The 23,331-nt window shown below is 71.3% G+C and carries 21 protein-coding genes and 1 pseudogene; 9 read left to right on the forward strand and 13 right to left on the reverse strand.

Going from position 1 to position 23,331, the window contains the following annotated elements; translation table 11 throughout:
- Positions 1 to 117: 117 nt before the first annotated feature.
- On the reverse strand, positions 118 to 837 hold the full coding sequence (locus tag ACFYML_RS32155; RefSeq protein ID WP_387424205.1) for a hypothetical protein: 720 nt from the start codon (positions 835 to 837) through the stop codon (positions 118 to 120).
- Positions 838 to 1,208: 371 nt separating this feature from the next.
- Here ACFYML_RS32155 and ACFYML_RS32160 point away from each other — a divergent pair, with 371 nt between their 5' ends.
- A complete protein-coding gene (locus tag ACFYML_RS32160; RefSeq protein WP_387424227.1) occupies positions 1,209 to 3,977 on the forward strand; it encodes a BTAD domain-containing putative transcriptional regulator in 2,769 nt (922 codons plus the stop codon).
- Here ACFYML_RS32160 and ACFYML_RS32165 read toward each other — a convergent pair.
- The 6 genes from ACFYML_RS32165 to ACFYML_RS32190 all read right to left on the reverse strand — a co-directional run bounded on the left by ACFYML_RS32165 (position 3,913) and on the right by ACFYML_RS32190 (position 9,697).
- Positions 3,913 to 4,431 (reverse strand): hypothetical protein, encoded by a 519-nt coding sequence (locus ACFYML_RS32165; protein ID WP_387424206.1) that lies wholly within the window; start codon positions 4,429 to 4,431, stop codon positions 3,913 to 3,915. The genes ACFYML_RS32160 and ACFYML_RS32165 overlap by 65 nt on opposite strands.
- Before the next feature lie 113 nt (positions 4,432 to 4,544).
- Entirely contained in the window at positions 4,545 to 5,288 is a 744-nt protein-coding gene (locus tag ACFYML_RS32170) for a hypothetical protein (RefSeq protein WP_387424207.1), read from the reverse strand.
- A gap of 140 nt (positions 5,289 to 5,428) precedes the next feature.
- Positions 5,429 to 6,157 (reverse strand): hypothetical protein, encoded by a 729-nt coding sequence (locus ACFYML_RS32175; protein ID WP_387424208.1) that lies wholly within the window; start codon positions 6,155 to 6,157, stop codon positions 5,429 to 5,431.
- A 381-nt stretch (positions 6,158 to 6,538) separates the two neighbouring features.
- Entirely contained in the window at positions 6,539 to 7,498 is a 960-nt protein-coding gene (gene ligD, locus ACFYML_RS32180) for a non-homologous end-joining DNA ligase (RefSeq protein WP_073834662.1), read from the reverse strand.
- Positions 7,499 to 7,556: 58 nt separating this feature from the next.
- The gene (locus tag ACFYML_RS32185; RefSeq protein ID WP_387424209.1) at positions 7,557 to 8,036 is read right to left on the reverse strand and encodes a cupin domain-containing protein; all 480 of its coding nucleotides are present in this window, start codon (positions 8,034 to 8,036) and stop codon (positions 7,557 to 7,559) included.
- Entirely contained in the window at positions 8,033 to 9,697 is a 1,665-nt protein-coding gene (locus tag ACFYML_RS32190; RefSeq protein WP_387424210.1) for an MFS transporter, read from the reverse strand. The genes ACFYML_RS32185 and ACFYML_RS32190 overlap by 4 nt, the downstream gene beginning before the upstream one ends.
- An 81-nt stretch (positions 9,698 to 9,778) precedes the next feature.
- Here ACFYML_RS32190 and ACFYML_RS32195 point away from each other — a divergent pair, with 81 nt between their 5' ends.
- The 3 genes from ACFYML_RS32195 (at position 9,779) to ACFYML_RS32205 (ending at position 13,005) form a co-directional block, all read left to right on the forward strand.
- Positions 9,779 to 10,174 carry a winged helix-turn-helix transcriptional regulator gene (locus tag ACFYML_RS32195; protein ID WP_387424211.1) on the forward strand — a complete coding sequence of 132 codons (396 nt, stop codon included), beginning with the start codon at positions 9,779 to 9,781 and terminating at the stop codon, positions 10,172 to 10,174.
- A 76-nt stretch (positions 10,175 to 10,250) separates the two neighbouring features.
- Complete coding sequence (locus ACFYML_RS32200) at positions 10,251 to 10,796, forward strand: TetR/AcrR family transcriptional regulator (protein ID WP_387278715.1); 546 nt, start codon at positions 10,251 to 10,253, stop codon at positions 10,794 to 10,796.
- A 34-nt stretch (positions 10,797 to 10,830) separates the two neighbouring features.
- The gene (locus ACFYML_RS32205; protein ID WP_387424212.1) at positions 10,831 to 13,005 is read left to right on the forward strand and encodes an MMPL family transporter; all 2,175 of its coding nucleotides are present in this window, start codon (positions 10,831 to 10,833) and stop codon (positions 13,003 to 13,005) included.
- A gap of 58 nt (positions 13,006 to 13,063) precedes the next feature.
- Here ACFYML_RS32205 and ACFYML_RS32210 read toward each other — a convergent pair whose 3' ends face one another.
- Positions 13,064 to 14,320 (reverse strand): erythromycin esterase family protein, encoded by a 1,257-nt coding sequence (locus ACFYML_RS32210; protein ID WP_387424213.1) that lies wholly within the window; start codon positions 14,318 to 14,320, stop codon positions 13,064 to 13,066.
- A 69-nt stretch (positions 14,321 to 14,389) separates the two neighbouring features.
- On the opposite strand from ACFYML_RS32210, the gene ACFYML_RS32215 reads away from it, so the two are divergent.
- Positions 14,390 to 14,581: a DUF2795 domain-containing protein gene (locus tag ACFYML_RS32215; RefSeq protein ID WP_357440199.1), complete on the forward strand. Its 192-nt coding sequence runs from the start codon at positions 14,390 to 14,392 to the stop codon at positions 14,579 to 14,581.
- Positions 14,582 to 14,587: 6 nt separating this feature from the next.
- Here ACFYML_RS32215 and erm read toward each other — a convergent pair whose 3' ends face one another.
- Positions 14,588 to 15,367 carry an ErmE/ErmH/ErmO/ErmR family 23S rRNA (adenine(2058)-N(6))-methyltransferase gene (gene erm, locus ACFYML_RS32220; protein WP_387424214.1) on the reverse strand — a complete coding sequence of 260 codons (780 nt, stop codon included), beginning with the start codon at positions 15,365 to 15,367 and terminating at the stop codon, positions 14,588 to 14,590.
- Between the two features lie 426 nt (positions 15,368 to 15,793).
- The gene (locus tag ACFYML_RS32225; protein WP_387424215.1) at positions 15,794 to 16,699 is read right to left on the reverse strand and encodes a Gfo/Idh/MocA family protein; all 906 of its coding nucleotides are present in this window, start codon (positions 16,697 to 16,699) and stop codon (positions 15,794 to 15,796) included.
- 171 nt (positions 16,700 to 16,870) lie between these two features.
- Here ACFYML_RS32225 and ACFYML_RS32230 point away from each other — a divergent pair, with 171 nt between their 5' ends.
- Both ACFYML_RS32230 and ACFYML_RS32235 read left to right on the forward strand, forming a co-directional pair.
- Complete coding sequence (locus ACFYML_RS32230; RefSeq protein WP_357440058.1) at positions 16,871 to 17,266, forward strand: hypothetical protein; 396 nt, start codon at positions 16,871 to 16,873, stop codon at positions 17,264 to 17,266.
- Positions 17,259 to 17,731 (forward strand): annotated as a pseudogene (locus ACFYML_RS32235) (hypothetical protein). Before ACFYML_RS32230 ends, ACFYML_RS32235 begins: the two are co-directional and overlap by 8 nt.
- Here ACFYML_RS32235 and fabG read toward each other — a convergent pair.
- Positions 17,704 to 18,462, reverse strand: a complete 759-nt coding sequence (fabG, locus tag ACFYML_RS32240) for a 3-oxoacyl-ACP reductase FabG (RefSeq protein WP_387424216.1) — start codon at positions 18,460 to 18,462, stop codon at positions 17,704 to 17,706. The pseudogene ACFYML_RS32235 and the gene fabG sit on opposite strands and share 28 nt — an antisense overlap.
- A 70-nt stretch (positions 18,463 to 18,532) precedes the next feature.
- A complete protein-coding gene (locus ACFYML_RS32245) occupies positions 18,533 to 20,185 on the reverse strand; it encodes an alpha-amylase family protein (RefSeq protein WP_387424217.1) in 1,653 nt (550 codons plus the stop codon).
- A gap of 77 nt (positions 20,186 to 20,262) precedes the next feature.
- Here ACFYML_RS32245 and ACFYML_RS32250 point away from each other — a divergent pair, with 77 nt between their 5' ends.
- Both ACFYML_RS32250 and ACFYML_RS32255 read left to right on the forward strand, forming a co-directional pair.
- Positions 20,263 to 20,862 (forward strand): DUF1349 domain-containing protein, encoded by a 600-nt coding sequence (locus ACFYML_RS32250; RefSeq protein WP_387424218.1) that lies wholly within the window; start codon positions 20,263 to 20,265, stop codon positions 20,860 to 20,862.
- Between the two features lie 94 nt (positions 20,863 to 20,956).
- Positions 20,957 to 21,634, forward strand: a complete 678-nt coding sequence (locus tag ACFYML_RS32255; protein WP_387424219.1) for a DedA family protein — start codon at positions 20,957 to 20,959, stop codon at positions 21,632 to 21,634.
- Between the two features lie 7 nt (positions 21,635 to 21,641).
- Here ACFYML_RS32255 and ACFYML_RS32260 read toward each other — a convergent pair whose 3' ends face one another.
- Positions 21,642 to 23,201 carry a cellulose binding domain-containing protein gene (locus ACFYML_RS32260; RefSeq protein WP_387424220.1) on the reverse strand — a complete coding sequence of 520 codons (1,560 nt, stop codon included), beginning with the start codon at positions 23,199 to 23,201 and terminating at the stop codon, positions 21,642 to 21,644.
- Positions 23,202 to 23,331: the final 130 nt, after the last annotated feature.

Genomic DNA, 23,331 nt, shown 5'->3' on the forward strand with positions numbered 1-23,331 from the left:
TCGGCCTGGCCGGACGGCGCCGGCCCATAGCATCCGGCCGGCCTGGCGTAGGCAGCCAACTGAGTCCGCTTGTTCGCGGTGACCCGTCCGTGTCACCGCGAACAAGCGGCACCCGGATCAGCGCGTGACGATTTTGCCCCTGATTTCGCAGTTCTGGTCGCCGTTGGGCAGCTTCTTGCAGGTGATGGTGCCGACGAACCAGTATTTGGTGCCCCAGAGCCGGATGGCGACCTTGCGCGCCATCACGCCAGTGCCGTCGTCGCTGCCCCCACCGAGTTCGCCCAGTTCACCAAGCGTGGTCTCGAGGCCGGGCTGCGCGGTGGCGAGGACTCGGACTCCGGGCACCTCACGGCCGTCGAACAGCGCCGTGAGTTCGTCGGCGGTAAGTTCCTCCTCGCGGCCGGAGGTGTCCATCACGACCGCGCCGCCGGGCTCGCGGACTGCCTGCCCGTACAGCCGCTCGACGACGCTGAGCATCTCCCGCACCTGGATCCGGCCCTCGCGGGTGTCCACCTGGACCCCGATGACATCCTTGACCTGTTCCTTCACGTCGACGACGACGGTGTCGGCGGTCCCGGAAACGACGGCCTCGAACGGGATCCAGAAGAATTCCCACAAACCGTCGTTGCAGGTGAACACTCCTCCTCCGAGCTTGGTGCCGTGCGGCACGGTCTTCTTGCCGATTGTTTTGCCGTTGTCGTCGACGTACTCGATTACACAGCCCTTTTTGGGTTCGGCCGGCCGGTCGTCCTGTGCGCGTGCCGGACCGGCGGCCGACATAATCGCGCTCGCGATCACGCCCACGGCCAGGGCCCTGCTGATCGTCCGTTGCGCCATGATTCCTCCCATGGGGATGTTCCAGTGCGTTGGCGCTGGAGACTGTGGCAGCCGCGGTTGGCGCAGGGCTGAAGCGGCACTGAAATGGGTTCCCTGTTTCTTTTCAACCAGCGTCACCGGGTGGCGCGAACCGGCCCGATCAGGCTTGTGGCCGACCTCTCTCGGCCGGTGCGTACGTCGAACGCGGCGCGATATGTGACACTGACAGTCACGCGAAGCCCCTGTCGTGAAGTTGATCTCTTGACGGAGACCTACTTCATACAGGGGCTTCACTGCTCACCGTGCGTCACGACATGTTTGCTCGGAAGGCTCACTGTCTGATTTCGACCAGGCGTGCTGTATGGCTAGGTGGAGGTAGGCAAACTGTGACCATGATGCAGGTGAGGCTTCTCGGTCCGATCGAGGTTGCTTCCGCCGACGGCCTGGTCACGGCGGTGCCTGGGCTGCGCCGCCGCGCGGTGCTCGCTGTCCTCGGCCTCAACCCCGGCCGGACCGTCAGCATCGACCAGCTCATCGATGTCGTCTGGGACGAGCAACCACCGACCACCGCGACAAACACGTTGCAGCGCAACATCTCCTACCTGCGGGAGCTGCTCGGCTCCAAGGACGCGATCGTCGCCAAGTCGCCCGGCTACCTGTTGCGGACTGCCGGCATGTCCACCGACGTCGAGGAGGCGGAAAGGCTGATCTGCCAAGGCAGGCAGGCACCCAGCCCGCGGGAGGCGGTCACACATCTGCGTGCCGCGCTTGCGCTGTGGCGCGGGCAGCCGCTCGCCGACGTAGCCGAGCTGCGCTGGCTGGGCGAGCAGGCGCAGCGGCTGGGCCAGACCCAGTTCGAGGCGATCCGCGCACTCATCGACGCGCGGCTGGCGCTGGGCGAGCATGCCCAACTGGTGCCGGAACTGGAGCAGTTGGTGACCGCGCGCCCGTTTGACGAAGACCTGCACCGCCAGCTGATGCTTGCGCTCTACCGCGCCGGACAGCAGGCCGAGTCGCTCGCGCGATACCAGCGGTTGAGGCGCACGCTCGCAGAAGAGCTGGGAATCGATCCGGGGCAGGGCCTGCGCGACCTGGAGGCCTCGATCCTGCGCCAGGACAGCACTCTGGGCGCGCCGAGCCAGCCGCTGACCGTCGCGCCCACGGTTCGCGCACCGGCGCAATTGCCTTTGGCCACAGCGGCTTTCGCGGCACGGCGCCACGAGCTGAAACGGCTCGACGAGGTGATGGCGCGGCGCCAGGAGAACATGTGTATCGCGATCGTGTCGGGCACGGCGGGTGTCGGCAAGACGACCCTCGCGGTGCACTGGGCACATCTTGCGCGCCAACGGTTCCCGGACGGTCAGCTGTACGCGGATCTGCGCGGCTTCGACCGGGGTGGCTCGGTCACCGATCCCGCAACGGTCCTTCGTGCGTTCCTGGACGCTTTCGGGGTACCCCTCGAGAAAATCCCGGCAGATATGGATGCGCTTGCCGCCCTCTATCGCAGTGTCCTTGCCGACAAAAGGGTTCTGGTAGTTCTCGACAACGCGCGCGAGGCCGAACAGGTGCGGCCGCTGCTGCCGGGAACACCCGGCTGCGCGGTCGTGGTCACCAGCCGCTACCAGCTCACCACCCTGGTCACGGTGGAGGGTGCGCAGCCGATCATCCTGGAGCCGCTCACCGACGACGAGGCGCGTGACTTGTTGATGCGCCGGATCGGCAAGGACCGTGTGGCCGCGGAGGAGGCAGCGATCCAGGAGATCATCACGCGCTGTGCCCGGCTGCCGCTGGCGCTGGCGCTGGCCGCCGCGAGCTGCGTCACCAGACCACACCTGGCGGTGCGCGGCGTTGCAGCAGAGCTCCGGCAATCATTCGGTACCCTCAAAGCCCTGCAAAACCTGGACTCCGGCACCGACATCCGTTCTATCTTTTCATGGTCCTATCACGCGCTGAGCCCCGATGCCGCAAGGGTCTTCCGCCTCCTAGGGCAGCATCCAGGTCCCGACTTCACCGCGGAGGCCGCCGCCAGCCTGACTGCCATGTCAGCGGCCGACGTCCAGCAGAAGCTGGCCGAGCTGGTCCGGGCGAATCTGTTGACACAGCCCAAACTCGGCCGCTACGGCCTGCATGATCTGCTTTGGACATACGCTGCGGATCTCGGGCGCGATGAGGACGGCTTTCCCCGCCTGCTCGATCACTACCTGCACACCGCGATGTCGGCCGCCCTGCTGCTCAACCCGCATCGCGAGCCGCCGGTCGTGCCGCCGCCGAGACCGGATGCGACACCGGAGTGCTTGAGCGGCCGGGAAGATGCCGCTTCGTGGTTCAACGCCGAACGCGCCGTACTGCTCGGTTTGGTCAAACGCGCTGCTGCGCTTGGATTCCACGAGTACGTGTGGCGGCTTGCCTGGGCGGCCCTGGACCACCTCGACCGGTGTGGCCACTGGGGCGACCAGGTGGCCAACCAGCAGGCGGCGACCGAGAGCGCGAAATGCCTTGGCGCGCAGGCCGCACAGGCCAACGCCCACTTCTACCTGGCGACCACGTATGCCCGGATGGCGCGCTATGACGCGGCGCAAAGCCAACTCGCGCAGGCGTTCGACCTGTATGCCTCGCTCGGTGACCTCGGCGACCAGGCGAGGGTTCAGTACCAGATGGGGTGGCTGTCCAACCGGCAGCGCGAGTACGAGCAGGCGGTCGGCCACGCGCGGCAGGCGCTGCGGCTGTATCGTCTTGCCGGGCAACCGATGATGGCCGCGCGGGCACTCAACTCCTTAGGCTGGGCGTATGCGCTGCGGGGCGACTTCGCCCGCGCCCGCCCCAGGTGCGAGCTGGCCCTGGCCCGGATGCGCGAACTGGGCGACCTCACGTTCCAAGCCGGGACGTCGGACAGCCTCGGCTATATCTACCATCATCTAGGCAATTTCGACCTTGCCATCGAATACTTCCAGCGGGCGCTGGAACTCTTCCGGGGGCTCGACGACCGGTACTACGAAGCCGACACGCTCAAACACCTGGGCGACACCTATCACGCCACCGGCGATAACGGTGCCGCCCAGGTGGCCTGGAAACAGTCTTTGGACATCCTCGAACTGCTCAGGCATCCGGACGCAGCTGAGGTGCGCGCAAAACTCGAGACATCGGCTGATCGGAGCCGATAGCGCACACGGTCGACTCCGAGGGCCACGGTTTGTCCGGGCACAGCACGATAACGCGGATGTCCTTGATTTCGCAGGCGCCGATGATGGCTTTCGGGTCCTGGTTCCACGTGCCGCCCGCCATGTCGCATCGGCCTTTCAGCGGCGGCGGCCACATACGCGCGCTCACCTCGTACCCGCATCGCACGGCCGGGGGTTCCTCGGCTTCTTTCTCGCCGGGGTCCTTGGGAGGTTCCTCGCCTACCACCGCGCAGAGGATCTCCTCCTCGCCGACCTGGCAGGCATAGGTGAGCGGGTCGATTTCGTGGTACTCGCCCACGAACAAGGCGCAGATGTACCTTAAGGTCTCGGGGTTCGGTGTCCCGCCAGGCGCAGGTTCGGTTGCATGCGCCGTCGCGGGGGCCGCTAGCCCGGCGAACACCATCGCCAGCGCGGCCAGCAACCTGATCAGCTTCACCGTGAACTCCTCCTTCGTGAGGTCCGTTTCGTCAGGCACACCTTGGCACCCCGCGCTGAATCGGCGCTGAAACGCAAGGAGGGCTCCCTGGCCAGGGAGCGCTCCTTGGGTGCCTAGTCCCAGTGCCCACCAAACACCTTCGAGACGCACTTGTAGTGCTTCCCGCCGTCCTTGGAGACACAGACGATCCAGATTTGGCCAAGCAAGGGCCACTCGAAGCCGGTGATGGTCACCTTGGTCTTCCCGTAGCCGACTCCCGACTTCTCGGCGACATCATCGAGTTCCCAGTCGGGGCTGGGCCCTTCGACAGTAGCGGCCCAGCGCAGCGAGCCGACTTCCCGGCCCGCCGCGAGATCCTTGAGATCCTGGTCCGAAGGCTCCTCCTCGCCGACGTAGGTGTCCACTCTTTCCAAGGTGAGCAACGACATCTGGCCCGCCTTCTCGATGGCCGACTTCATGCCGCCCAACGTGGTCGTGCCGGCCATCTCCAGAGTCAGCCATCCGTCCCCGCCCAACCTCGCCAGGATGCACTCGTGCACGGACTTGCCGCTGGCAATGCACATGGTCAGGCACCACTCGCGGCTCTCCGGGACGGAGGTCGCGAACAGCACGGTGGAGGTGGCGCCACCACCGTCGCGGCCGTCGAACGCGCCGTCGGCGAGGTCGGCCAGCGTGGTGTCAAGCATCTCCGGGCGGCCGGACATGCTACCCAGCACCTGTACGCCCTCGATTTCCTCCCCTGCGACAAGGGCCTCAAGCTGATCGACGGTGAGGAGCCTTTCACCGGTGTCCACCGCGACGACCTTGTCCAGGTCGCCCAGTGGCTGCCCGGCCAGCCGCTCGATCTCCCGCAGCACTTGCCCAGGGGCGCCGCGCTGGTCTTCGATTGTCAGCCTCGTACCATCACCGACAGCACCCGATGGGACGGCCGCCACCGTGAGACTGGCAACCGTAAGGGCGGCAACGACTGCGACGCGCTTAGCGAGTTGATTCATGACTAGAACTCGCAGACCAGGTCGGCACCACCACCGGTCGGGGATGGCTCCAGGTGGCAGTGCTCCGCGAGCCAATCGCCAGCGGCGCGAAGCTTTTTCACCACCCAGTTGAGCGCGTCCTTGATCGCTCCCCAGATGCTGAAATAGACGACGGTTGTCTCCGGATCCGCGCCCTCGGTTACGTCAATGATGTCCCTTGTGGTCATTTTCGGGTCAAGCCGGTCGAACTCCCCCAGCACCCGCACGCCGGTGGTGTCCTTGCCCGCCAGGAGTGCCTGCACCTCTTCGGGTGTCCGCTGCCTGCCGTCGTCGACCGCCACGATCGCGCGATCGACCACCACCTCCTGATCGCCGGTGAGGGCCTGAACGAGGCGCGCCATATCGCCCAGCGTCATGCCCATGCCGAGGGCCGAACCCGCCAACCGGCCCGGGGAAACGTTGCCGGCCGGATCAATCTGGATCTCGAGACTCGTGACGGCGTCGTCCCGGTCGAACGGGTTCCGGACAAGTTTCCATTGCCCGTCAGCGCAACGGAATTGGCCGTACTCATCGCCCTCCTGGGCGCTTGCGGTTTCGGTGACCTGACCTCGCTCATCCACGTGCTCGATCACGCATTCGCCCTTGATCGGCGTCGACTCCCCGGCTACGACGGGCGTAGCTGCGGCCGTGGTAGCCAGCGCTATCCCGCCGATCGCCCCAAGTACCGCCACGCGGTACGCCAAAGGCCTCATCCGATGCTCCTTCCCTTGCGGGCTTCATGGTTTGACGCCGGAAGCCTGGCGGTACGCGGTGGCGCGGGTCTGAATCGGCGCTGAAAGCACGTGACAACAAAGCGCACGTGTTATGAGCAGGCGGCACCCCGGCCCCGATGTCGGCCGGAAAGAGGCGCCCGATCCGGGCAGTGGAGACCGGTTCACCTAACAGCAGGCCCGCAACGCGCGCGTCAAGGACTGAGCAGCCAGACCGCAGTGATGACGACAGACCCGTCGTCCCATGTGAGCCGTTCCCATGGTCGACGGTTCCTGCCGGGGCACAGACACAAGAAGCCCGGGCCGTTGGTCCGGGCTTCTTCATCTGTCCGGCGGGCACCACGGGAGCCGCACCCGGACCGGTCAGCCGGCCTCGCGGCGGGCCTTCGCGCGGCGCTTGCCCTCGTGCATGGCCTGCACCCGGGCCACCGGGATGGTCCGCCCCTCGGCGACCAGGTCGGCCGGGAGCCGCTGCGGGGCCGGCAGCGCCGCCGCCCACGGGTCCCGCTCGGCGACCAGCGCCGGCACGGTCCGCACGGTGAAGTCGGCGGGCGTCGCCGACTCCAGGTCGTCCCAGCCGACCGGGTACGACACCGGCGTGCCCGGCCGCACCCGGGGGCTGTACGCCGCCACCACCGTCGCCCCGTACGCCCGGGTCGAGTCGACGAACACCCGGCCGCCCCGGTCCTCGACGATGAACGCGGTGGTGGCCAGCGCCGGGTCGAGGCGTTCGGCGCGGGCGGCGACGGCCCGGGTCGCGGCGGCCGCCTCCTCGGCCGTGGTCTCGGCGGCCACCGGCACGATCACGTGCACGCCCTTGGCGCCGCTGGTCTTCACCGCGCCGGCCAGCCCGACGTCGGTCAGCGCCTGCCGGACCAGCAGCGCGGCCCGGACCGCCATGCCGAACGAGTCGCCCGGGGGCGGGTCGAGGTCGAGCACCAGTTGGGTGGGGTGCTCCGGCCGACCCGCCAGGCCCAGTGTCGGGTGGTACTCCACCGCCCGCTGGTTGGCGAACCAGAGCAGCGTCCGCCGGTCGTCGCAGAGGGCGTACGAGATCCGCCGGCGGGACGCCTCCGCCCAGACCGAGGTGCGGCGCACCCAGTCGGGGGTGTACTTCGGCAGGTTCTTCTGCATGAACGGGTCCTGCCCGGGCCGCACCCGGACGACCGAGAGCGGCCGGTCGCGCAACTCCGGCAGGATCCGCTCGTGGACGGCGTCCAGGTAGTCGACCAGATCGCGCTTGGTCGCCCCGGCCCCGTCGAACAGCGGCTGGTCCAGATTGGTCAGCGACACCCCGTCCCGGGTCTCGTCAGCGGCACCCATCCGCTCACCTTCCCGGGCCGAAGCCGTGCCGGCAACCCCGACACGGCCGCCGAGGGAGTCAGACCCAGAACGTGTCGTGTCGCAGGAAGAACTCCGTCCGCTCCTCCTCGGTCCGGCCGGCCAGGTCCAGCAGGCCCTCGAAGTAGCCCTCCCGGGGCGCGCCGGGGGCGAAGTGCAGCAGCATCGAGGCGGGCTCGCCGGACTCGTTGCGGAACGCGTGGACGCCACCCTCCGGGACGTGCACGAAGTCGCCGGGCACCGTGTCGATCCACCGCCGGCCGTCGTAGATGCGGACCGTTCCGGACAGGATGTAGAACGACTCCGAGATGGACCGGTGGAAGTGCGGATCCGGGCCGCTCGGCTGCGGGCCCATCTCCCAGCGGTAGAGCCCGAACTGCCCGTTGGTCGACGCGCCCCTGGCCAGGTAGTGCGCCGTGCCGCCGCTGGGGTAGACGAGCTCGGGCGGCTGGTCGGCCGGGCGGTAGGTGGCGGTCGGCTCGCCCAAGTCTCCTGAGTAACGCGGCGGTGGGTAGGTCACCGTGCCTCCTCTCCGATCGGGAACACCTCGTCGCCCGCCCGGATCGCGGCGAGCATCTCGACGGTACGGGCGCGGGCGGTCGCGTACAGCCCCTCACCGAAGCTGACCCGGGCCACGCCGAACCCGGCCAGCTCGGCCACGGCCGGGGCGCCGGGGCGGGCCAGCACGTTGACCGGGGCGTCCACCTCGGTCACCAGGGTCCGGGCTCGGCGGACCGGGCAGGTCGCCGAGCGCCGGCCTGCCGGGGCCGTCGGGAGGGCTTCCTGGCGACGGGGCCGCCGGGCGGTGCGGAGGGCGACCAGCAGGGCGGTGGCGACCAGCGCGGCGGCCACGGCGAAGGCGTACCGGTAGCCGGCGGCAAGGGCGGCCACCTGGTCCGCGCCGGCAGCGCGCGCCGCGTCGGTGCGGGCCGCGGCCAGGGTGGCGAGGGTGGCCAGCCCGAGCGCCCCGCCCACCTGCTGGGTGGTGTTGGCCAGCCCGGAGGCGAGCCCGGCGTCGTCGGGCGCGGCACCGGCCATGGCGAGGGTGGTGACCGCCGGCAGGGTCAGCCCGCCCGCGACGCCGAAGACCAGCATGGCCGGGAGCAGGTCCCGCGCGTAACCGGCGTCCACCGGGAGGCGGGCCAGCAGCAGGAAGCCCGCCACGGCGAGCGCCAGCCCGCCGACCAGCACCGTCCGGGCGCCGTACCGGGCCACCAGCCGGCCGGCCAGGCCCAGCGAGACCGCCGCGATCACCAGCGGGGTGGGCAGGAAGGCGAAGCCGGTGGTCGCCGGGTCCAGCCCGAGGACGAGTTGCAGGTGCAGCGCGAGCAGGAACTGGAAGCCGAAGTACGCGGCCACCATGAGGGACTGCACGGCGTTGGCGGCGACCAGGCCGGGCGCCCGCAGCACCCGGGGTGGCAGCAGCGGGGTCGGGGCGATCCGCTGCCGGGCCGCGAAGCCGGCCAGGAGCGCGATGGCCAGCCCGGCGGTGGTGAGGGTGCGCGCCGAGGTCCAGCCGTGTTCGCCGGCACCGACGATGGCCAGCACGGCGCCCATCAGGCCGGCGGTGGCCAGCACCGCGCCGAGCAGGTCCAGACCGGCCCGCAGGCCGACGCCGGGGTCCGGCGCGATCAGCCGTACGGCGGCGGTCAGGATCAGCGCGCCGATCGGCAGGTTGATCAGGAAGATCGACCGCCAGCCCGCCAGGTCGGTGAGCACTCCCCCGACCAGCAGGCCGATCGAGGCGCCGGCCGCGCCGGTGAAGCTGAACACGGCGATCGCCCGGGCCCGCTCGGCCGGCTCGGGGAAGAGCCGGACGATCATGCCGAGGCTGACCGCGGTGGTGAGCGCGCCCCCGACGCCCTGCGCGAAGCGGGCGGCGACCAGGATCGCCGGGCCGGCGGCCACGGCGCAGAGCAGCGAGGCGAGGGTGAACAGGGCCACCCCCGCCAGGAAGACCTGGCGCCGGCCGAGCAGGTCGCCGAGCCGCCCGGCCAGCAGGAGCAGGCCGCCGAACGCGACCAGGTAGGCGTTCACCACCCAGGCCAGCCCGGCGCCGTGGAAGCCCAGGTCGGCCTGGATGGCCGGGAGCGCCACGGCGACGATGCTGCCGTCCAGGATGATGATCAGGCTGCCGGCGCAGAGCACGAGCAGCGCCGGCCAGCGGTTGGTCCCCGTCATCGGGTACGACCTCCTTGGTGCATGGTTTGTTACCGAGGCCATCGTCTGTGACCATCAGACCGAGCGGAAGGAGGCACTTTCGTGTCCCAGGGGAACAGCTGTGTGTCCGTGACCGCCCAGCAGGCACGGGCCTGCACCGTCCGGGAGGCGCTGGATCGGGTCGGCGGCAAGTGGAGCATCGGCATCCTGATCGCCGCGTCACAGGGGCCGATCCGGTTCACCGAGTTGGAGCGGCAGGTCGAGGGCATCAGCCGGCGGATGCTCACGCTGACCCTGCGCAACCTGGAGCGGGACGGCCTGCTGCACCGGCACGTCTTCCCGACCGTCCCGCCGAAGGTGGAGTACAGCGCCACCCCGATGGCCCTGGAGCTCTACGAATCACTGGTCGCGTTGACCGCGTGGGCGGAGCGGCACCGGACCGCGATCACGACGGCCCGGGCGGCGTACGACCAGGAGCACGGCGCTCCGGTCGGCTGAGGCTGTGGCGAAGACCACGCAATCCGTCTGACCGATCGGTCAGGTGCTGACCGATCGGTCAGGCATCCTGGAGGACATGGCACGGGCGGTACCGGAGACCCACGACGAGATCCTCGCCGCGGCGGCGCGACGCTTCGCCGTCACCGGCTACAAGGGCACCTCGCTGCAGGACATCGCCCGCGAGGTGGGCTGTTCCAAGGCCACCGTGCTCTACCACTTCGCCAACAAGGAAGCCCTGCTCAGCGAGCTGATGGCACCCGCCATCGCGGTGCTGGAGGCGCTCGACGCGCGGATCGCCGCACACACCGGCGCGGACGCCCAGCGGGTCGCCGGCGAGGGCTTCGTCGACCTCGCGGTCCGCTTCCGGCGGGAGATCGCGCTGCTTCGCGGCGAGTTTCCCGACCTGCTCCAGCAGCCCGCCTTCGCGCACGTCCAGCAGATCTCCGAACGGCTGATCGACGCGTTCGCCGGCCGGTCCGACCGCCCGTCCGCGCGGATCGCCGCGCTGGTCGTGCTCGCCGGGATCGCGGAGACGTGCGCCGAGTTCATCGCCATCCCCGACGAGGAGCTGCGGCCCGCGCTGCTGGCCGTCGTCCGGCGGGCCCTCGAGCCCGCCACCTGATCCCAGTTCACGACCCCGAGGACAAGGAAACCTCATGGCGACCCTGCTCTACCGGCTCGGCCGGGCATCCTTGCGCCGCCGGCGACTCGTCGCCGTCGTCTGGCTCGTCGTGCTCGTCGGCCTCGGTGCCGCCGCGCTGACCCTCAAGGGCTCGACGGCGAGCAACTTCAGCATGCCGGGCACCGAGTCGCAGCGCGCGATCGACCTGCTCGCCGAGCGGTTCCCGGCGGCCAGCGGGGCCACCGGCACCATCGCCGTCAAGGCACCCCAGGCCGGCCAACTCGGCACGCCCGACGGGCAGGCCGTGGTCAAGCAGGTCACCGAGGAGGCGGCCGCCCTGCCCGGCGTGGTCGGCGCGGTCGACCCGTACCAGGTGCAGGCACTGAGCCCGGACGGCCGGCACGCGCTGATCCAGGTGCAGTTCGAGGGCCGGGCGGACGAGGTGACCGACACCCAGCGCACCGCGTACGAGCAGGTCGGCGCGCAGGCCGAGGCGCAAGGGTGGCAGATCGCCCCGGGCGGTGAGGTGCTCAACGCCGAGCCGGAGGTCGGCTCGACCGAGGCGCTCGGTGTGCTGGTCGCGGCAATCGTCCTGATCGTCACCTTCGGCTCGCTGGTGGCGGCCGGCATGACCATGCTGAACGCGCTGATCGGCGTCGGCGTCGGCATGGCCGGCCTGTACGCGCTCAGCGGCGCGGTCGAGCTGACCAGCACCGCGCCTATCCTGGCGCTGATGCTCGGCCTCGCGGTCGGCATCGACTACTCACTGTTCATCACCTCCCGACACCGGCAGAACCTGCTCGACGGGCTCTCCCCCGAGGAGGCGGTCGGTCGGGCCGTCGGCACCGCCGGCTCCGCCGTGGTCTTCGCAGGCGCCACCGTCGTCATCGCGCTCGCCGGCCTGGCGGTGGTGAACATCCCGTTCCTCACCGTGATGGGTCTGGCCGCCGCCGGCACGGTCACGGTGGCCGTCCTGGTCGCGATCACCCTGGCCCCGGCGCTGCTCGGCTTCGCCGGCCGCAAGGTGCTGCCGCGTAAGCTGCGCAACCGCGAGGTGGTCGCCTCAAGCGCCGGCGAGAACCGCTCGGGCTTCGGGTTCCGCTGGGCGCGTTGGGTGACGAAGCTGCGGTTCCCGGTCATCCTGGTCGGCCTGATCGGCCTCGGCCTGCTCGCGCTCCCCGCCCAGCACATGCGCCTGTCCCTGCCGGACGCCGCCACCGCGGCCGAGGGCACCCCGGCCCGGGTCAACAACGACCTGATCCAGGAGGGCTTCGGCCCCGGCTTCACCGGGCGCCTCGCGGTGGTCGTCACCGCCGACTCGCCGCAGGCCACCCAGGCCGCCGTACCGCAGGTCACCGCGCTGGTCCAGAAGACGCGCGGTGTCCTGGCCGTGGCCCCGCCGCAGCTCGACCCGACCGGCCGGACCGCGTTGCTCGGCGTCATCCCGAAGACCGGCCCGACCGACGAGGCCACCGAGACCCTGGTGCACGACATCCGCGACCAGGTCAGCGGCATCCGGAACGCGGACGTGCTGCTGACCGGCGCGACCGCGATCGGCATCGACGTGTCCGAGAAGCTCTCCGCCGCGCTCCCGGTCTATCTGCTGCTGGTCGTCGGGCTGTCGGTGCTGCTGCTGATGCTGGTGTTCCGCTCGGTCCTGGTGCCGGTGAAGGCGGCGCTCGGCTTCCTGCTCACCGTGGCGGCCACCTTCGGCATCACGGTCGCGGTGTTCCAGCAGGGCCACCTGGCCGGCCTGCTCGGGCTGGACACCCCCGGTCCGCTGGTCAGCTTCCTGCCGATCCTGCTCATCGGCATCCTGTTCGGCCTGGCCATGGACTACGAGGTCTTCCTGGTCTCCCGGATGCGGGAGGACTTCGTGCACGGAGACAGCGCCCGGCAGGCGACCATCAACGGGATGGGTCACGGCGCGCGGGTGGTCACCGCCGCCGCGCTGATCATGATCTCGGTGTTCGGCGGCTTCGTCTTCCTCGACGACCCCGTGATCAAGTCGATGGGCTTCGCGCTCGCGATCGGGGTCGCGATCGACGCGTTCGTGGTCCGGATGGCCGTCGTCCCGGCGGTGATGTCGTTGCTCGACACCGCCGCCTGGTGGATCCCCCGCTGGCTGGACCGGATCCTGCCGAACGTGGACGTCGAGGGCGAGGGCCTGCGCGCCCACCTCGCCGAGCGCGAGCCCGCCGGCGTGTGAGGAACGGGCCGTTGTCGCCCCGGCGACAACGAGGGGCCCCTCCTACCTACCCGGCCGGTCAGACCCCGGCCGGGTAGGTCTCCATCTCGCCCGGTGCGCTCAGCGCCGGCAGCGGGTGCAGGGCGGTGGCCTCGTCGCACCAGATGAACGCGTCGTAGCGCTCGCCGAGCCGGGTGGGCACGTAGTTGCCCCAGGACTCGAAGCTCGGGTCGTAGACCACCCCGATGGCCCGGTGGTCGGCCGTCCCGGTCACCCATTCCGGCTGGTCGGGGCCGCCGAAGACCAGCACCGCCCGCTCCGGCATCAGCTCGTGCAGCCGCCGCTCCACCGAGCCCTCCCGGGCCGGCGGCACCACCATCGCCTCCGCCGGTGAACCCCAGCGCGGCGCGGCGATCACCGTGCCCCGGTAGCTGCCGCAGCCGACCAGCGTCACCGCGTCCCCGCCGTGCCGCTCGCGGGCGAGCTGGCCGATGTTGACCATCCCGTCCGTCGCCATGTCGGTGGCCCGAGCGTCGCCGATGTGGGTGTTGTGCGCCCAGACGATGCCCCGGGAGCCCGGGCCGTAGTGGTCGAGCAGCCGGTCGAGGGTGTCGGCCATGTGGATGTCGCGGACGTTCCACGACTCCGGGCCGCCGCCGACCATCGCCCGGTAGTAACGCTCCGCGCCGGCCACCACCTCCGCGTTCTGCCAGGCCGAGAAGCGGTCCGCGCCGTCCGAGGCGGCGTGTTCCCGGGTACGCGCCAGCAGCCGGACGACCTCCTCCTCGCAGCGGGCGGAGACGAACCGGCTGGCCGTGCCGTACTCCTCGACCCGCTTGCCGTACGGCTCGAAGCAGCGGTACGCCTCCTGCGCCGCCTCCAGCGAGGTCGGTTCCTCCTCGCCCAGGTAGTCGAAGATCGCCTGCATCGACTCCCACAGGCTGTAGACGTCCAGCCCGTGGAAGCCGGCCCGGTCCCCCTCGGCGCGCTCCAGGTTCCAGGCCCGCAGCCACCGGCAGAAGCGGGCCACCTCGGCATTGGCCCACATCCAGGTGGGCCAGCGTTCGAAGCGCTCCAGCGCGGTCTGCGGATCGGCCAGCCCGCCCGGGGCGGCCACCACCGAGCGGTGCACCCGGTCGCAGTCGGGCCAGTCCCCCTCCACCGCGACGAAGTCGAAGCCCTGCTCGGCGATGAGCCGCCGGGTCAGTTGCTCACGCAGCCGGTAGTAGTCGTAGCTGCCGTGCGTCGCCTCCCCGATCATGACGATCCGGGCGTCCCGGACGCTGTCCACCAGCGGGTCGAAGTCGCTCGGCGCGCCGAGTCGCTGTACCAGCATGCCCGCGGCTACCCGGGGACCCGGTCGGGCAAACCGGCATGCCTGCCGGCGGAGCGGGTAGCCGCGGGCATGACCGTGACCGGGGTGCAGTTGCAGGAGTTCCTGGCCGGGCTCGACTACCCGGTTTCCCGGGAGGACCTGGTCCGCTGGTGCCAGGAGAACGGCGCCAGCACCGAGACGTTGCAGCTGATCAAGGCCCTGCCGGCGGAGGAGTTCGACTCCCCCGCCGAGCTGGCCGACGCGCTGAAAACGCTCACCTGAGCCGGGTCAGACCCGCAGCAGCCGGAACAGGGTGAGCCACTGCTCCGGCCAGACCGCCCCGACCAGCGTCTCGGGCGGCAGCCGGAGGGCACGCAGCGCGCCGTCCACCCGGGGGTGGTGCCGGCGCAGCGAGGCGGCCAGCGAGCCGCCCACCCCGCCGAAACCGACCTCCACCAGCCGCCGATAGGCCGGCAGTTCGGCGGGGGACAGCAGCGGCTCCGGTCGCCGCTCGATCCGCAGGATGCCGGCGTCGACCCGCGGCACCGGGCGGAACGCCGTCCGGGGCACCGTGCCGACCGACCGCCAGGCGTACTCGGGCCAGGTCAGGATGGTCAGCCGGGTCCACCGGCCGCCGTGGCCGGTGCGCCGGCGGGCGTACTCCCGCTGGGTGAGCAAGGTGGCCGCGCGGAGCCGGTCGGCGGCCAGACACCAGCGGACCACCGCGGCGGTCAGCGACCACGGGATGTTGCCGACCAGGTCGAAGGGCTCGGCGGGCGGCGCGGCGGCGAGGAAGTCGGCCCGGCGCAGCGTCACCCCGGGCAGGCCGGCGCAGGCCGCCGCCAGGTCCGCGGCGGCCACCGGGTCGATCTCGTACGCGACCAGCCGCCCGCACCGGGCGGCCAGCGGCACGGTCAGCCGGCCCCGGCCGGCGCCCACCTCGACGAGGAGGACGTCCGGGTCGGGCCGGGCCGCCCGGACGATCCGCGCGACGGCGGCCGGGTCGGCGAGGAAGTTCTGGGAGAGCACGCGACGGGACCGGTCGCGTTCGGTGGGTCGGGGCGCCATGGCGTCGTCGTCCTGTCTGTCGCCGGTCGGCGACGGGACGGACAGGCGGCCGGCGGGCAGCCGGCGATCGGGCCTGTCCGAGCGGATGGGGACTCGGACGGCCCACGGCACGGGCGGTACGCGGTCAGCACCCACCTCCCGACCGGCGGTTCCCGGCGCCGGGCACGGCGCGGGGCGGGTCGGTACGGCGGGGTGAGGTCATCGCCGGCGGCCCTCGAAGGAGTCGCCGGCGAGCGGTCAGTAGCGGGTCGCGTTCCGGCCGGCCGGGGCCGGACGCCGGATCCGCGGGCGGGCCACCAGCATCGGGGCCCAGGCGGCCGGCGTGCCGGCCACGTCGATCAGGGCGTGCGCCATGCGGGCGAGGGTAGCCGGGGCGAGGGCGCCCGTCGACCGATTTCGCCCCGGCGGCCGGGACGGCGGCGGCGGTCAGGCGGGCAGGTCGACGGTGCGCCCCTCGGTGCGGGCCCGCTCGGCGGCCGCCAGCACCGCCACCACCTCGCGGCCGAACCGGACGTCACAGCGGTGGTCCCGGGTGCCCGCCTCGACCTCCTCCAGCAGCTGGTCGATCGCCGTGCCGTATGCCTGAAGCGCGCTCCCGTCGCCGGGCGGGACGGTCTCGGTGCCGTTCTCGCCGAAGAAGACGAAATCCCGGGTCACCGCCTCGGCCGGCGCCTCCAGGGTGAGCGAGAGCGAGCTGGTGGCGCCGCCGTCGTGGGTGAGCAGCAGGTGCACCAGGCCGCTCGGGCCGTCCATCGCGGCGACCCGGGTGACCCGGCCGAGCACCGGCAGGATCAGCGACAACGCGTGCGGCCCGATGTCCCACAGCGCGCCTCGGTCCCGCCGCCACTGCGAGTTCCCGTACGGGTTCCCCGGCTGGTAGATGGACGCGAACATGGTGGCCCGGGCGTGCTGCCAGCCGCCGGCCGCCGCGGTGGCGGCGAGAAAGCCGGTGACGTTCGGGTGGAACCGCTGGGTGAAGAAGACCACCGAGGCCACTCCGGACGCCTGCGCGGCGGCGACCACCCGGTCGGCCTCGGCGAGGCTCAGCGCCAGCGGCTTGTCCAGCAGCAGGTGCCGCCCGGCGGTGGCGGCCCGGACGGCGATCTCGGCCTGGATGTCCGGCGGCAGCGCGACGGCGATCGCGTCGCAGGCGCCGAGCAGCGCGTCCACGTCGTCGAAGGCCGGTACGCCGTGCCGATCGGCCAGCGCCGCGACCTTCGCCGGGTCCCGGCCCCAGACCCCGGCCAGCTCGGCCCGCGGGTGCGCGTCGATGGCCGCGGCATGCGTCTCCGCCGCCCAGTGACCGGTGCCGAACAAGCCGAACCGCACCACGGGTCCCCCTGCCCTCGTCGTCCGCCACGGCGTACGCCCGTGGCCGTGATCCACGCTAGTCGTCCGGCGGAGTCGGCGGGCCCCCGACCGGATGGGAGAGCCGGGCGACGGTGGTTACTACGACGCTTAGTAGTCTGTGCCGGTGACTCGGACTGCGCCGGGAGGGCGCCGATGACCAGCGCCGCGGCGGCCGGCTCGCCGGTGGACGGGATCCTCGCGACGGCCGCGATCGTGCTGTCGCTCGTTGTCGCGGCCTGGGCGCTGGTGGCCGCGCTGCGCCACCGGGCGCCGGACCGGCTCCAGTTCGTCGGCCTGGCCGTGCTGGAGGTGGCGCTGCTCGCGCTCGCCGTGCTGGCGCTGGTGGCGCTCGGCGGCGGTGAGCGGCCGGGCGAGCCGGGCGCGTTCTTCGGCTACCTGGTGACGTTGGTCTGCCTGCCGCCGCTGGCCTGGGTACTGGCCCGGATGGAGCCGACCCGCTGGGGCTCGGCGATCGTCTGCGCGGTCTGTCTGGTCACCCCGGTGGTCGTGGTCCGGTTGCAGCAGACCTGGGAGGTCGTCGGTGGCTGAGACCCAGGTGCCCGAGCGCACCACCAACCGGGGGCCGGGCCGGCTGCTGATCGCCGTCTACATCCTCTTCGCCATCGCCGCGACCTCGCGGGCGGGCCTGCAGATCGCCACCAAGTTCGACCAGGCGCCGGTGGCGTACCTGCTCTCCGCGGTGGCCGCGCTGATCTACATCGTGGCCGCGGTCGGGCTGGCCCGGGCCGGGCACGCCGGCCGCCGGGTCGCGCTGGCCTGCTGCTCGGTGGAACTGCTCGGGGTGGTCGCGGTCGGCATCCTCAGCCTGGCCGACCGGGCACTCTTCCCGGACGAGACGGTCTGGTCGGGCTTCGGCAGCGGCTACGGCTACATCCCGCTGGTCCTGCCGATCCTCGGCCTGTACTGGCTCTGGCGCACCCGCCCCGACGCGTCCCGCCCCTGATCGGGCGGGACGCGTCGGAGGGTCAGTCCTTGGGACCGCCGGCGACGTAGATGACCTGGCCGGAGACGAACGACGCGCCCTCGCTGACCAGGAACGAGATGGTGTGCGCGACGTCCTCCGGCCGGCCGGTGCGGCGGACCGGGATCTCGGCGGCGGCATGCTGCTGCAGCGCCGCGAAGTCGACCTTCATCCGGGCCGCGGTGGCCGCGGTCATGTCGGTGACGATGAAACCGGGCGCGACCGCGTTGACGGTCACCCCGAACGGGCCCAGCTCGATGGCGAGGGTCTTGGTGAAGCCCTGCAGGCCCGCCTTCGCCGCGGCGTAGTTCGCCTGGCCCCGGTTGCCCAGGGCCGAGGTGCTGGAGAGGTTGACGATCCGGCCCCACTTCCGCTCGACCATGTGCTTCTGGGCCGCCTGGCTGAAGAGGAACGCGCCCCGCAGGTGCACGCCCATGACCGTGTCCCAGTCGGCGTCGGTCATCTTGAACAGCAGGTTGTCCCGGAGCACCCCGGCGTTGTTGACCAGTACGGTCGGCGCCCCCAGCTCGGCGGCGACCCGCTCGACGGCGGCCTCCACCTGGGCCCGGTCGGAGACGTCGGCGCCCACTCCCAGCGCCCGGCCGCCGGCGGCGACGATGGCGTCCACCGTCTCCTTGGTCGCCGACTCCTCGATGTCGACCACGGCGACCGTCATGCCGTCGGCGGCCAGCCGACGGGCGGTGGCCGCGCCGATGCCGCGCGCGGCTCCGGTCACGATGGCGACACGGGGCTCCTCCGACATGATTACCTCCCGGTAACTTGAGCTCGATCGAAGGAGCTTAACCCAGGGGTACGCGGCGCCGGTCCGGCCGTCACATGCCCCTGCCGCGGCAGATCCGGATCCACCGGTAGCCGTAGCCGGCGAGCTTGAGCCGGTCCAGCTTGCCGACCTCCTCGTAGTTGCGGTCGGCGAGCACGTCGATCGGCAGGTCCGCCTCGGGGGCGAGCATGCTCAGGTCGACCTCGACGTCCTCGGTGCCGAGGTTGTGCAGGAACACCATGGTCCCGGTCGAACCGTCGGCGCGGTGCGCGAGCACCCCGGGTGGCATCGGCACGTCGATGTGGGTGGTGCTGCCCGAGCCGATCTCGGGCGCCTCCCGGAGGGTGCGGATCATCCGCTCGAACCAGCCCAGCAGCGACCTCGGGTCCCTGCGCTGGGCGGTCACGTTGACCTTCTGGTAGCCGTACTCGCCCTTGTCGACCACCGGGCGGACCAGCTTCTCCGGGTCGGCCGTGGAGAAGCCGGCGTTCTCCTTGTACGACCACTGCATCGGGGTACGGATCGCCTCCCGGCCGGGCAGCGACAGGTCCTCGCCCATGCCGATCTCCTCGCCGTAGCGCAGCACCGGCGTGCCGCGCAGCGAGAACTGGAGCGCGTACGCCAACTCGATGCGCCGGCGGTCGTTGCCGAGCATCGGGGCGAGGCGGCGGCGAATGCCCCGGCCGTAGAGGCGCATGTCCTCGTCGGGGCCGAACTGCTCGTACACCTGGTTGCGCTGCTCGGCGGTGAGTCGAGACAGGTCGATCTCGTCGTGGTTGCGCAGGAAGGTCGCCCACTGCCCGCCCTCGGGCAGCGCCGGGGTGTCCCGCAGCGCCTCGATCACCGGCTCCGGGTCCTGCCGGGCCAGGGCGAGCATCAGCCGACCGTTGAGCATGAAGTCGAAGAGCATGTGGATCCGGTTGGCCGAGCCGCCGCTGTCCCCGAAGTACGTCGGCAGCTGGTCGGGCTCGACGTTCGCCTCGGCCAGCAGGATCGCGTCGCCCCGCCGCCACTGCACGTGCTGGCGCAGTTCGGTGAGGAAGTCCATGTCCTTGGGCGAGTCCGGGTTGCCCGGCTCGGTCAGCTCGATGATGAACGGGACGGCGTCCATCCGGAACCCGGAGACGCCGAGCTGGAGCCAGAACGACACGATCTTCTTGATCTCGGCGCGGACCTCCGGGTTGGCGATGTTGAGGTCCGGCTGGAACTTGTAGAAGCGGTGGTAGTACCAGGCCTTGGCGGTCCGGTCGTAGCTCCACGTCTCGTTCTGCTCACCCGGGAAGACCATGCCCTGGTAGCGGTCCGGCGGCTCCTTCTCGGACCAGACGTACCAGTCCCGGTACGGCGAGTCGGGCGACGAGCGGGCGGACTGGAACCAGGGATGTTCGTCCGAGGTGTGGTTGACCACCAGGTCGATGATCACCTGGATGCCCCGGTTCTGCGCCTGGTGCAGCAGTTCGGCGAAGTCGCCCAGGGTGCCCAGGCCCGGGTCCACGTTGTAGAAGTCGGTGACGTCGTAGCCGCCGTCCCGGCGCGGGGACGGGTGGATCGGGTGCAGCCAGAGGCAGGTCACGCCGAGCCGGGCCAGGTAGTCCAGGCGGCCGAGGAGGCCCCGGATGTCGCCCACCCCGTCGCCGTTGGAGTCCGCGAACGTGTCGATGTCGAGGCAGTAGACGACCGCCTCCTGATACCACCTGTCGCCCATGCCCGGCTTACTTCTCCGCTCCGCCGGTCCGGCAAACCCGGGTCCCGCCGGGCTCGCCCCGCCGGTACGGTGCCGGCATGAGCGCCGACACCCACCCCGTCGACTGGTCCGCCGGCACCTGGCTGAATCCGCCCGTCCGGACCGCGGAGTCGGCCGACGGGCTGGCGGTCGAGCCGCGCGCCGGCAGCGACTTCTGGCGGCGGACCAGCTACGGATTCGTGCACGACGACGGCCCGGCGCTGCTCGCACCGTTCCCGGTGGACAGTGCGGTGGAGGTGAGCTTCCGGCTCGACTACGCCGCGCAGTTCGACCAGGCGGGGGTGCTGGTCCGGGTGGACGAGCGGCGGTGGACCAAGGCGGGAGTGGAGGTCAGCGACGGCCAGCCGCAGGTCGGCGCGGTGGTCACCGACGAGCGGTCGGACTGGTCCGTCGCCCCGGTGCCGGAGTGGTCGGGGCGGGAGGTGACGGTCCGGGTCAGCCGGGCCGGGGACGCGCTGACCATACGGGCCCGGGTGGCGCGGGAGCCGTGGCGGCTGGTCCGGGTGGCCCCGCTGGACCCGGTGGCCGAGGCGTCGGCCGGACCGTACTGCTGCTCGCCGAGCCGGGGCGGCCTGGTGGTCCGCTTCACCGGGTGGCGGCGGGGCCCGGCGGACGCCGCCCTGCACCCGGCGGGCTGAGCCCGGCCGGCGGTGGGGCGGGTCACCGGCAGGTGTGACGGACGGCCGCCGGGGTACCAACCTCGGATCCCCCGGCACCCGCGAAAGGACGGCGATGGCTCTCGCCCGGAACGTCGACCCGAACCAGTTCACCGGGCTGACCGGGTGGGTGGCGGGCGTGCTCGACTCGATGGGCGCGCTCGGGGTGGCGCTGCTGGTCGCCCTGGAGAACGTCGTCCCGCCGATCCCGAGCGAGATCGTGTTGGCGATGGCCGGTTACCTCTGCGCCGAGGGCCGGTTCAACGTGGTGCTGATCGTGCTCGCCGCGACCGCCGGTTCGCTGCTCGGCGCGGTGCTGCTGTACTGGCTCGGGGCGGCGCTCGGCGAGGAACGGCTGAAGCGCTGGCTGGACCACGTCCCGCTGGTGGACCGGGACGACCTGGAGAAGGCCGATCGCTGGTTCGAGCGGTACGGCAGGTGGGCGGTGCTGGTCGGCCGGCTGGTGCCGGTGGTGCGCAGCCTGGTGTCCGTCCCGGCCGGGGCCAACCGGCTGCCGCTGGGCGAGTTCCTGCTGCTCACCACGCTGGGCAGCGGGGTCTGGAACGCGTTGATCGTCGGGCTCGGCTTCGCCCTCGGCTCCCGCTGGGAGCAGGTCGACCGGTACAGCAACTGGTTCAACTACGCGATCTTCGCGGTCTTCGGCATCATGATCGCGAGCTGGGCGACGAAGCGGATCCGTCGTCGCCGCCGCCGCGCGCGGCGCGGCCGGCAGTCGGTGACCGCCGGCCGCTGACCGCGGCTCAGTACCTCGCGGTGATCGAGGTGAACTCCCAGGTGTTCTGGGCGATGCCGGAGCAGTTGGAGACCACGCCGCCGCCCGGGCAGGCCCGGTCCCGGTTCACCGACCAGAAGGTGAACCGGGACAGCCCGCGGGCCTTGGCCCAGTCCCGGATCTGCGTCCAGGTGGCCGGGGAGGTCAACTCCTGCTGGTCGGACAGGCCGTTCATACCGGAGATGCCCATGCGGGCGTACGCGGTGGCGTCGGACCAGCCGAAGGCCGTCTTCAGCGCGTTCTTCAGCCCCTCGGCCGCGTTGACCGTGTTCTGGTACATGTTCGCCCCGCCGCCGAAGTCGAACGGCATGATCGTGAAGGTGTCGATGTTGGCACCGAGCGCGGCGGCCTGGTTGATCAGGCGGGTGCCCCACCAGGACGGCCCGGAGGTGGTGGTGCCGAAGGTGACGATCGTCTTGATGCCGGGGTTGTTCTGCTTGACGATCTTCAGGGCGCCGAGGATCCGGTCCTGCACCACCTCGTTCTCGAACTCGTCGCTGTTCTCGATGTCGATGTCGATCGCCTTCAGCCCGTACGCGTTGATCACCTGCTGGTACGCGCCGGCCAGTGCGCTGGCCGAGGAGCAGTTCGGGCCGAGCTTGTTGCCGCTCCACCCGCCGAAGGACGGGATGACGTCACCACCGGCCGCCCGGATCGCGGCGATGGTGCTGGCGTGCGGGCCGCCGGTGAGCGGGCCGTTGCCGTCCCAGGCCGGGGTGCAGCCGCCGCCGGAGAGCACGAACGCGATGGTGAACCACTTGATCCCGGTCGCACCCATCACCGTCGACGGGGCGGGCGGGTCACCCCAGCCCGGGTAGAGGTAGGGCGCGGCGGCCATCGCGCCACCCCCGCCGGTGCAGCCGGTGGTGCTGGCCGACACGGCCGCCGACTTCGCCGACTCCCCGTTGGCGTTGTAGGCGGTCACCGTGTAGCTGTGCGCCGAGCAGGCGGCCAGGCCGGAGACGGTGGCCGAGGTGCCGGTGACGGTGGCCTTCACGCTGGTGCCCTCGTACACCCGGTAGCCGGTGACCGTGCCGGAGACCGCGTTCCAGGCCAGCGAGACCGACGTGTTGGTGGTGCCGGTGACCCGCAGGCCGCCCGGGGTGGCCGGGGCTCCCGGGTTGCCGCCGCCACCGGTGCACGGACCGCCGTTGACGGTGCAGTTGGTCGGGTCGCCGTTGCCGTTGACGTTGAAGCCGAAGGTGGTGCTGGCCCCCGGGGCGAGGGTGCCGTTCCAGGACTGGTTGACGGCGGTGACGTGCTGGCCGGAGGTGGTCAGCAGGGCGTCCCAGAACGCGCCGACGGTGCTGCCGGCGGGCAGGTCGAACTGGACGTTCCACGAGGAGATGCTGGCCGAACTGTCGTTCTTGACGGTGAACTTCGCCTCGTACCCGCTGCCCCAGCTGGTGACGCGGACGAAGGCGGCGGTGGCGGCGGAGGCGGGTGGCGCGGCCACGACGGTGGCCGCTACCAGAGCGGCGGCGAGCGCGGCGGCGAACGTCGCCACCCGGGCGGAACGGAGTCTCACGGCGTCCTCCAGGGACCGTTGTGGTGGGGGGTGCCGGCCTGCGCGGACCGGCGTGGAGGGTATCCATGACCGTCGACGTCTGCGCTCATTATTAAGACTGTTAACTGTTTCTGTCCAGAGGAAATCCGAG

The sequence above is a fragment of the Micromonospora sp. NPDC007230 genome (assembly GCF_042869115.1).
In the GTDB taxonomy this organism is placed as follows: domain Bacteria; phylum Actinomycetota; class Actinomycetes; order Mycobacteriales; family Micromonosporaceae; genus Micromonospora.

What these genes read in the sequence shown, in the direction of transcription:
- ACFYML_RS32155 (WP_387424205.1), bottom strand. Translation starts at nt 837, where the DNA reads ATGGCGCAACGGACGATCAGCAGGGCCCTGGCCGTGGGCGTGATCGCG.
- ACFYML_RS32160 (WP_387424227.1), top strand. Translation starts at nt 1,209, where the DNA reads ATGATGCAGGTGAGGCTTCTCGGTCCGATCGAGGTTGCTTCCGCCGAC.
- ACFYML_RS32175 (WP_387424208.1), bottom strand. Translation starts at nt 6,157, where the DNA reads ATGAGGCCTTTGGCGTACCGCGTGGCGGTACTTGGGGCGATCGGCGGG.
- ligD (WP_073834662.1), bottom strand. Translation starts at nt 7,498, where the DNA reads ATGGGTGCCGCTGACGAGACCCGGGACGGGGTGTCGCTGACCAATCTG.
- ACFYML_RS32190 (WP_387424210.1), bottom strand. Translation starts at nt 9,697, where the DNA reads ATGACGGGGACCAACCGCTGGCCGGCGCTGCTCGTGCTCTGCGCCGGC.
- ACFYML_RS32200 (WP_387278715.1), top strand. Translation starts at nt 10,251, where the DNA reads ATGGCACGGGCGGTACCGGAGACCCACGACGAGATCCTCGCCGCGGCG.
- ACFYML_RS32205 (WP_387424212.1), top strand. Translation starts at nt 10,831, where the DNA reads ATGGCGACCCTGCTCTACCGGCTCGGCCGGGCATCCTTGCGCCGCCGG.
- ACFYML_RS32210 (WP_387424213.1), bottom strand. Translation starts at nt 14,320, where the DNA reads ATGCTGGTACAGCGACTCGGCGCGCCGAGCGACTTCGACCCGCTGGTG.
- ACFYML_RS32215 (WP_357440199.1), top strand. Translation starts at nt 14,390, where the DNA reads ATGACCGTGACCGGGGTGCAGTTGCAGGAGTTCCTGGCCGGGCTCGAC.
- erm (WP_387424214.1), bottom strand. Translation starts at nt 15,367, where the DNA reads ATGGCGCCCCGACCCACCGAACGCGACCGGTCCCGTCGCGTGCTCTCC.
- ACFYML_RS32230 (WP_357440058.1), top strand. Translation starts at nt 16,871, where the DNA reads ATGACCAGCGCCGCGGCGGCCGGCTCGCCGGTGGACGGGATCCTCGCG.
- fabG (WP_387424216.1), bottom strand. Translation starts at nt 18,462, where the DNA reads ATGTCGGAGGAGCCCCGTGTCGCCATCGTGACCGGAGCCGCGCGCGGC.
- ACFYML_RS32245 (WP_387424217.1), bottom strand. Translation starts at nt 20,185, where the DNA reads ATGGGCGACAGGTGGTATCAGGAGGCGGTCGTCTACTGCCTCGACATC.
- ACFYML_RS32250 (WP_387424218.1), top strand. Translation starts at nt 20,263, where the DNA reads ATGAGCGCCGACACCCACCCCGTCGACTGGTCCGCCGGCACCTGGCTG.
- ACFYML_RS32255 (WP_387424219.1), top strand. Translation starts at nt 20,957, where the DNA reads ATGGCTCTCGCCCGGAACGTCGACCCGAACCAGTTCACCGGGCTGACC.